The sequence below is a fragment of the Pseudoalteromonas ulvae UL12 genome (genome assembly GCF_014925405.1).
Lineage (GTDB): Bacteria > Pseudomonadota > Gammaproteobacteria > Enterobacterales > Alteromonadaceae > Pseudoalteromonas > Pseudoalteromonas ulvae.
In genome coordinates this window covers 80,163-88,987 of the sequence record NZ_AQHJ01000020.1, presented here as the reverse complement: position 1 = coordinate 88,987, position 8,825 = coordinate 80,163, and the positions used below count along the sequence as shown (strand labels likewise).

5 protein-coding genes are annotated in these 8,825 nt (G+C 41.9%); all 5 read left to right on the top strand.

Annotated features, from left to right (window positions below):
• The coding region (locus PULV_RS01615; protein ID WP_227009335.1) for a non-ribosomal peptide synthetase at positions 1–2,870 on the top strand (2,870 nt) is incomplete at its 5' end.
• 47 nt (positions 2,871–2,917) lie between these two features.
• Entirely contained in the window at positions 2,918–4,600 is a 1,683-nt protein-coding gene (locus tag PULV_RS01610; protein WP_193330733.1) for a cyclic peptide export ABC transporter, read from the top strand.
• 2 nt (positions 4,601–4,602) lie between these two features.
• Positions 4,603–5,346 carry an aspartyl/asparaginyl beta-hydroxylase domain-containing protein gene (locus tag PULV_RS01605; protein WP_193330732.1) on the top strand — a complete coding sequence of 248 codons (744 nt, stop codon included), beginning with the start codon at positions 4,603–4,605 and terminating at the stop codon, positions 5,344–5,346.
• 39 nt (positions 5,347–5,385) lie between these two features.
• The gene (locus PULV_RS01600) at positions 5,386–6,360 is read left to right on the top strand and encodes a TauD/TfdA family dioxygenase (RefSeq protein WP_227009334.1); all 975 of its coding nucleotides are present in this window, start codon (positions 5,386–5,388) and stop codon (positions 6,358–6,360) included.
• Between the two features lie 10 nt (positions 6,361–6,370).
• The gene (locus tag PULV_RS01595; RefSeq protein WP_193330731.1) at positions 6,371–8,809 is read left to right on the top strand and encodes an acylase; all 2,439 of its coding nucleotides are present in this window, start codon (positions 6,371–6,373) and stop codon (positions 8,807–8,809) included.
• Positions 8,810–8,825 lie beyond the last annotated feature (16 nt).

Sequence of the window (8,825 nt, the reverse complement as noted above, 5' to 3'; positions counted from 1 at the left end):
TTGAGCTGTTGAATGTGCCTCGCACGATAGCACTCACACCTTTGTTTCAAATCATGCTGACTGTTGATGTAGATGGCGCAAGTGAATTGGAAAATAGTGGTATTGATGCATCACCAATTATTAATAACACCAAGGAAGTAAAATTTGATCTAAGTGTAGATATACAATTGTCTGACAAACAAGGTGAAGTTGCTTTAACGTACGACACTGCACTCTTCAAAGAAGAAAGCCTTCAACAGCTTGCGCGTTGTTTTTGCTACGTTGCTGAACAAATCGTGTCGCAGCCTAAGCAAAGTTTGGAACAAGTAAAACTAATGACACCTAGCGAAGAGCAGGCCATTATCTCATTACATAATGGGGACGAGTGTTTTGCTGATAAAAATCTCATTCATCAACACTTTGAATATCAAGCAAGCCTAAACCAAGATCAAATAGCATTGGTTACTGAACATAAGAGCTATAGCTATCGTGAACTTGAATCAAAGTCGAATCAGCTTGCTCACACGCTAAGAAATGAAGGGGTCTGTCAACCAGACCAACTTGTTGGCATATGCATGACTCGCAGTGAAATGCAAATCATTGCATTGCTCGCGACATTGAAGGCAGGTGGTGCTTATGTACCAATTGATCCCACTTACCCTTCTGAACATATCGGTATGCTTGTCAAGCAAAGCGAAATCAGCATATTGCTGTCAGATTCTGAAATTACGCTAAGCGATGCAGCGGATGTCACTATCATCAATATGGCGCAGTGCGCGGTTCAAGAGTCGATTGAAAAGCAGTCAAATCATCCTCTGTCGGTCATTGTAAATCAAGACTGCCAGTCATTGGCATATATTAACTTTACGTCGGGATCTACAGGCACACCAAAAGGTGTGATGATCCCTCATCAAGGTGTTGTAAGACTAGTCAAAGCTAAACAGGCTTATGAACTCAATTCTGATACGGTATTTTTGCATGTTTCACCGACCGCATTTGACGCATCAGTGATAGAGATATGGGGCGCCTTACTCAATGGCGGTACGGTGGTTGTATACCCTGCACAGCCAGTTGACATTGAGGGAATCAACGCGCAAATCGCCAAGCATCAAGTAAATACTGTTTGGCTAACGTCTGCGTTATTTGATTTATGGAGTCATAGCGATATTAGTTCATTGCCCCTGCACACGGTAATGGCGGGCGGAGATGTCGTTAACCCCTCCTCTGTTCAGCGCGTATACAGAGCAACTCCTAAGGTTAAATTGTTTAACGGTTATGGTCCGACAGAAAACTCAACGTTTACGACTTGTTATCAAATTCCAAGACAACACGAGCAAGGGCGGGCTGTGCCGCTTGGCAAGTCGATTGTAGGAACACGTAACTTTGTATTGGATAGCCAACTTAACATCGCACCGCTAGGCGCTGTTGGTGAACTTTATACTGCTGGTTTAGGGGTTGCGCGTGGTTACATTAATCAGCCGGAGCAAACGGCCAAATGTTTTATCGAAAACCCATTTAAAACACCTGGTTTTGAACGCCTTTATCGAACGGGAGATCTAGTTAAATTGTCAGAAGATGGCAATCTTCACTTTGTCAGCCGTGCAGATAGTCAAGTAAAGATACGCGGTTTTAGAGTTGAGCCACTTGAAGTTGAGCATGCTATTAACAAATTGCCACTGGTAGACATGGCTGTGGTTGTAGTTGGAAGCGATACGCTAGGAAACAAACAGTTAATCGCCCATATCAAGCCTGTGCTGTCAGCTGAAAATGAACAGCGTCAGTGTAAAGAAAACATAAGCGAAAGTATCAAAACTGCATTGCCAAAATACATGGTACCGTCGGAAATATTGATCGTCGATCAGTTTGCTGTCACTACAAACGGCAAGATAGATAGAAAATGCTTATCTACGGAAGTAGCAACGCAAACTAATACCGTAGTTGTAGGTGTATCCAATGACACAGAAGCGAGTATTCGTAAGTGTTTTTCTGAAGTGCTTGGCAAGCCTGAAGCAGCGATTGATGTGCACCAAAATTTCTTTGATATTGGTGGAAATTCACTGCTAGCCATTCAAGTGGTTGCAAAAATTAATCGCTTATTTGATGCCTCTATCCAATTGGGCTGGTTTGTATATAACAGCAGTATTCGCGATATTTTAGACCAATTGCTTGGAGCCGAAACGGCTACTTCGAACATCATTGTGGGAGATTCAAGTAAACAATTGCCTTCATTGTATCTGATACCAGGTGCTGGCATGTCAGCAGTGTCTTTCGGGCGACTCGCCAGTGGCCTAACAGAGTCACTTTCGTTGAAGGTGTTTGAAGATCCGGGTTTTGCTAATGACACTCAGTTCGAAAGTTTGCAGGACATGGTAGATACCTACCTTGAAGCATTACTCGCTGAACAAGCAGAAGGTCACTTCTTTTTGGCTGGGTTTTCTTTTGGTGGATGTGTTGCTTTTGAATTGGCAAATCGCTTGCGTAGCTTAGGTCACAGCGTAGATCTCGTACTAATTGACTCTGCGTTTACGCTGTACAGCGATGAAGTTATAGATGTCGAGAAAGAGTTCGAGTATCTACTTGAAAGCATGCCTACTTTAGCTAGTGATGATATCGAAGGTATTGAGCGCGTCTTTAAGAGTCACATGAATTTAATGCGTCACTATGTACCGGAAAGGGCGGTTGATTGCGACGTACTCTGTATCAATGCAGAGACAAGTTTTGCAAGTCGAAAATTGAAAAAGGCACACCACCAAGCAATCTCAAACTGGGCTAATGGCCAAATAAATGTTGAGTTCATTGAAGGTTCTCATTTCTCAATTCTGGATGAGGGAGATGTAGTCAATCTCTTGAAGTTATTGACGCAATACTGTCTCAGAAACAAACAACTTTAATCCAGCTTTTTACAAATTTAATATCGGAATTATTAGGAACAATAAAAATGGTAATTGGAATAATAAAACGGAACAAATACCGCATTGCGCTGAACACCACAGTGGGAGCAATGAGTGCATTTGCGAGTATTTGGCTAATCTCACTCATAACCGATGAGTCGATACTCAGTAATAACGTAGACATTTGGGTATGGCTAGCGAAGTTTGTAGTGGGGATAATTGCACTGTTTGGCATTGGTACTGTTGCAAATATCCTGACAAGTAAACTTAACACTAAGGTGGTGTATGAAGTAAGGAGTGCGCTAGTCAAACGTATTCTGAATACGCCGTATGTCACACTAGATAATATTGGCGGACACCGTGTACACGCTACGCTAACGACGGACGTTGAAGATATCTCAAATGGTCTGTCGATTATGCCGCAGTTGACCTATAACATGCTGACTATTCTCATTTGTTTAGGCTACTTGGGTTTTACTTCTTGGGAGTTGTTTGTAGCGCTAATTATCTCGCTTCCTGTGGGACTAGGTGTCTCGAAATTGTTTATCGACAAAGCTGATAAGTATTCCGAAGTGCTACGTGAAGATCATGATAGCGTGCATGAGCAGTTCAAGACGTTGGTGGATGGTAGTAAAGAGTTAAACAACAATGAACATCGTAAAGTGTTTTTTTATAAGAACCGTGTTGCTAAAACGCTAGACACCATTAGAAAGTCGGACTTTAAAGCTGAGATTTATTGGAACCTAAGTGAAAACTGGGGACAGGTGTTGCTATTTATCTGTTTAGGTGCAGTGCTCTTTTCTCATGCTCATTTTTCATTGGGAACCAGCCAAGATATTCTTACATTCGTATTTGTTATTACATTCTTACTTGGGCCAATAGGGTTCACATTATCGAGCTATGAGTATATTTCGCGCGGGCTTATCGGCCTAAGAAAAATAGATAAATTAGATCTTAATAAATCTCAAAGACTACCTGACTTGGAAAGCAGTGAAATGTTGGGTAACTGGTCTACTGTTAGTTTTAATCAAGTTAAATTCGAATATAACGACCCTAATAATGACAGAAACTTTGCCATAGGGCCGATCGATTTGTCGATTAATCGCGGCGATATAGTATTCATCTGTGGTGGTAACGGTAGCGGAAAATCAACTTTTGGCCGTGTTATGACAGGACTATTTGAAAAGCACAGTGGTGAAATCCGTGTTGACGATACAGTGATTACAGAACAGCTTTGGCTAAGTTACAAAAACCTGTATAGCGTTATCTATTCAGATTTCTACTTGTTTGATACTGCATTGAATCGCAAAGGTAGTCTGGCGGATGATCAAAAGATAAATAAGTATCTGGAAAAGCTGGATCTAAAGGATAAAGTGACGGTATCGGACGGCGTATTCTCTACCCGCAAGTTGTCGCATGGACAACGTAAGCGATTGGCGCTATTGATGGCATACGTTGAAGATGCACCTATTTATCTATTCGACGAGTGGGCGGCGGACCAAGACCCATTCTTTAGATCACTCTTTTACAACGAGCTACTACCAGAAATGAAGGCAGAAGGAAAAACTATCATAGTTGTGAGCCATGATGATAGATACTTCCACATTGCTGATTACATTTACAAATTTGACGAAGGCACCGCTGAAAAAATCGAATTCGCAAAGCTTTCAGAGCAACAATTCATGCCGAATGCACATATTGGTGAAGCTGTATTGGAAGGAGAGTGTTAATCATGACGCCAGAAATCAACAAAAAGTTCGCAGAGCTAAAATCAATTAATGGTGCTGACTCATTAGAGCGTGTGGAAGCCATGCTAAACCCTCTACTTGCTAAAAGAGAACCGTTACAAGCGGGGGCAAAATTCATCGTACCCGGGTTATCAACCACACCGTGGCTCGATATTAAGGATTATCCAGCTATTCATCCGCTGGTATCAAGGCTAGAAAAAGAAGCAGCTAATATCAAGCGAGAAGTAAATGATGCAATAAACGGCCAATCCGAGTTGATTGGTCAATACAAACATTATCTTGGTCAGCAAAGTAACTGGGACGCACTGTACTTGTTCCAAAAAGGAGCGCAAGTAGAGCAGGCACAATATCAGGTGCCAGTTACTTGGGATATTTTTCAAAACGAGTTAAGAGACTGGCATTGCCCACTTTTGGAAGTGCATTTTTCTGTACTTAAAGGTGGCGCGATTATTAAGCCTCATTGTGATTTGTGGAATTTCACAATCAACTTACATTTGGCGGTCGAAATACCGGATAACTGTGAATTGGTGGTCGCAAACGAACCAAGAAACTGGGATGAAGGCCGCTGTCTCTTGTTTGATTACTCCTACGAACATTCTGCATATAACCATTCAGATAAGAAACGTATCTGCTTATTGATGGATATCTGGCATCCAGATCTCAGCATGGCAGAGCGTGAGGCTTTGACATTTCTTGTTCGAGCTGTTCGACAGCTGATGGGAGAGTAGCTTCCATTTTTAAAATGGATGTTCAAAAGGATAATAAAAATGACTGAATTAGTTGAAATGCGACCGCTTGAAAAAGCGGTTACAAGTAACGAAATCTACGCGTTGTCGCCGTCGGAATTGGAATGCATTTTGGATGTGCTAAATAACGTTAGTGCTGAATATTGCGTCGACCACTTTGAAGAGTTTTTTTGGCATTGCGTGCGCGCATCGCAAATGCTCCCCGCGGCAATTCATAAGCGCATTTTTGATTTAAAAAAGCTACAAGTGAATCACTTATTGCTGAGAAACTTGCCTGTTTCTTTTGACTTAGGTGATACGCCTCTGAAACGCAGTGGACAACATCAAAAATCGGCATTGACGGCTAGAAAGTTGATGTCGGTGTTGCTCTCTCAAATCGGGCTGATATACGGCTTTACGCAAAAGTCTAATTTCGACTTTATCGATGATGTATTCCCAGTTGAAAAAGATAAGCATGAACAGCTGGGAACGAATAAAGAATTTCTAGAATGGCATGTAGAAGATGGATTTCATGACGCCAAAGCTGACTGGGTTTCCTTATTCTGCTTGCGCTCTGATCCGATGGCACAAACATATTTGTTTCACGCTAAAGATATTGATTTAGATAGCAAATACATGGCAGCACTCAAGCGTCCAGAGTACATGATTGAAGTTGATAAAACCTTCAAATCTAACGGCGCTAGCGAACAAAAGGTTGCAGTGTTAAGTGAGCATGATGATCCTGAGATTGTCTACGATCCCGCTTACATGCGTTGTTTAACCGATGAGGCAAAGGCAGCATTTAGAGAATTGCACTACTTCGTATCTGAAAATAAACAAAGTATTACTTTACGATGTGGTGACCTGCTTATTTTTGATAACCGCCGCACGATTCATGCGCGCAGTGAATATGAGCCTCGCTACGATGGCACCGACAGATGGTTGCTTAGGGCACTTCTACTTGAATCCCAGTTTAAAGCGAGAGAGCACTTTGACTCTTTTCTAAAAGTTTCTTAAAGGAATGGACATGAAGTTAAATCAATTATCAATGGCCGTATTTATCGGCTTTTCTTTGGCGGCTTGTGGCAATCTAGCTGAGAGTGACTCACAAGACAAAGACAGTGCAATAGTAAACTCAAAAGTGGGATTTAATGCGCAGATTACACGAACCAAATATGGTGTCGCACATATCAAAGCGAACGATCTTCGAGGACTCGGGTTCGGTAATGCGTACGCTCAAGCACAAGATAACATTTGTTTGATGGCAGACAATTACATTCGTGTTCGCGGTGAGCGAGCCAAATACTTTGGACCAGATAAAAAAGTAGAGGGCGATGGGGTTAGTGTCATCGAGGATTTTGGCTATCGCGTATTAGGTCTTCATGAGAAAGCCAAAAGCAGTTGGTCTAAATTAAGTCATGATAGTCAAGCGCTTATTGAAGGATTTGTGTCTGGATATAACTTGTATTTAGATTATGTTAATGCAGGCAAATTTCAGTTGCCAGAAATGTGTGCCGAAAAAGAATGGGTAAAACCTATCGAAAAGTACGATGTATTAGCCTATCTATTTGGCGTTGCGGTATTCCCTGGTGCAGGAGCCATGCTTGAAGATTTTCACTCGGCACAGCCTAACGCTGAACTGAATAGCAAAATCAAACATTCTGGTGCTTATTATGCAGGTCTTGAAAAAGTAGCCTCAGTGAGTACTGCACTTGGTTCTAACGGTTGGGCTATCGGTAAAGATTTAAGTCAACATGGCGGCGGGATGGTATTGGCTAACCCTCATTTTCCATACACTGGCGAGTTAAGGTTTTGGCAGTCTCATGCCAAAGTGGCTGATCAAATCGATGTAATGGGAGCGTCGTTGATAGGTTTTCCGGGCGTGATCAATATTGGGTTCAACCAGAATTTAGCGTGGACACATACCTATTCAGAAGCGGAACACATGGTGTTATATCGCATGACGACCGTAGATGGCGATAAAATGCACTACGAAGTCGATGGTGAAGCTAAACCTATTACCGTTAAACCGATCACGATCGAAGTCAAAACTGACGACGGCACAATTAAATATGAACGCAATGCATATTTTACAGAAGTAGGACCTGTGCTTGTTAATGAAGATTTGCCTTGGACTGACGATAGCTTTTTTGTTGTAAAAGATGTCAATGACACTAATTTAGACTTGCTTGATCACTGGTTGGCTTTGAATCGTGCAGACAGTATCGAAGAAGCTGAAGCGGCATTCAAACAGTATAACGGCGTTGTGTTCAATAATACGCTGTTGAGCGATGCTAACGGCCAAGCACTATATATCGATGATTCTACCGTGCCAAACTTATCTGACATGGCTATCGAATTGTTGAAAAATAACGAAGAGTTGAGTGCTATTCGTAAAGAATACGGCGTGACAGTTTTACCTGGTCATATTTCGGATTTAATATTTTCAAATGCGGTGCCTTATGAGTCAGCACCTCAACTGAAAACAACATCATTTGTCCAGAACTCTAACAACTCGCATTGGGCGACCAACCCAAATACCTTGCTGGAAAATTTCTCACCACTTTATGGTACAGAGCGTGAGCCGTTAAGTTTACGAACAAGAATGGGTTTAAAGCTAATTGATGAAATGACATCTGATGGGGACAAGCTTACATTGGCTGAGATAGAACAAGCAATGACAACCGATCGTGCATTGCTCCCAGAAATTGCCTTGTCATCTATCAACAGTATGTGTGGTCATTTGAATGGCCCTGTCCAACTAAATGACGCTATTTCGGTAGATCTCAAAGAAGCATGTCAGTTGATGGCATCGTGGGATGGGCGCTACACACCTGATAGCAAAGCTAGCCTAATTATGAGGGAGTTCGCGTTCATACTGGAAAAAGACACTATGTTTGCAACGGCATTCGACCCGGCACAACCTGCTATAACGCCAAGTAATTTAAAAACGGACGAAAACGTTCTAAGAGCATTTGGCTACACAGTGTTTAACTTACAAAACGTTGGTTTTGAACTTGGCAAAGAGCTCCGTGAAGTGCAGTTTGTTGAGCGCACTAATCCTGACGGTAATGGCTCAGGAAACAAAATTAGCTGGCCTGGTGCGCTTGAAGCAGAAGGTGGTTTTAACTTGGTTTCTGTTTGGAGTTGGGACAATACCTATTTTAAAAACCACCATCATAACTACCTCCTTGATACGCTCAGTGAAGAGTATTTTGATTCTGGTTTAACGGATCAAGGTTACCACATTCGGTATGGCTCAAGTTTTATGATGGCTGTTGAATTAAACAAGTCAGGCCCTGTTGCTAGAGGGTTGCTTACTTACTCCCAGTCAACACAAAAGGAGTCGCAGCACTACGCTGATCAAACGCAGTTTTATGCGGAAAAAAATACGCTGTTACCGCTGTATTTCACTGATACTGAAATAAAAGCAAATCAAATTAGCACAGTGTCTATTAGTAAATAAGCAACTAATAAAAAGA

Excerpts from the sequence above, each read along its gene's own strand:
- PULV_RS01595 (WP_193330731.1), top strand. The coding sequence starts at position 6,371 with ATGAAGTTAAATCAATTATCAATGGCCGTATTTATCGGCTTTTCTTTG.
- PULV_RS01610 (WP_193330733.1), top strand. The coding sequence starts at position 2,918 with ATGGTAATTGGAATAATAAAACGGAACAAATACCGCATTGCGCTGAAC.
- PULV_RS01600 (WP_227009334.1), top strand. The coding sequence starts at position 5,386 with ATGACTGAATTAGTTGAAATGCGACCGCTTGAAAAAGCGGTTACAAGT.
- PULV_RS01605 (WP_193330732.1), top strand. The coding sequence starts at position 4,603 with ATGACGCCAGAAATCAACAAAAAGTTCGCAGAGCTAAAATCAATTAAT.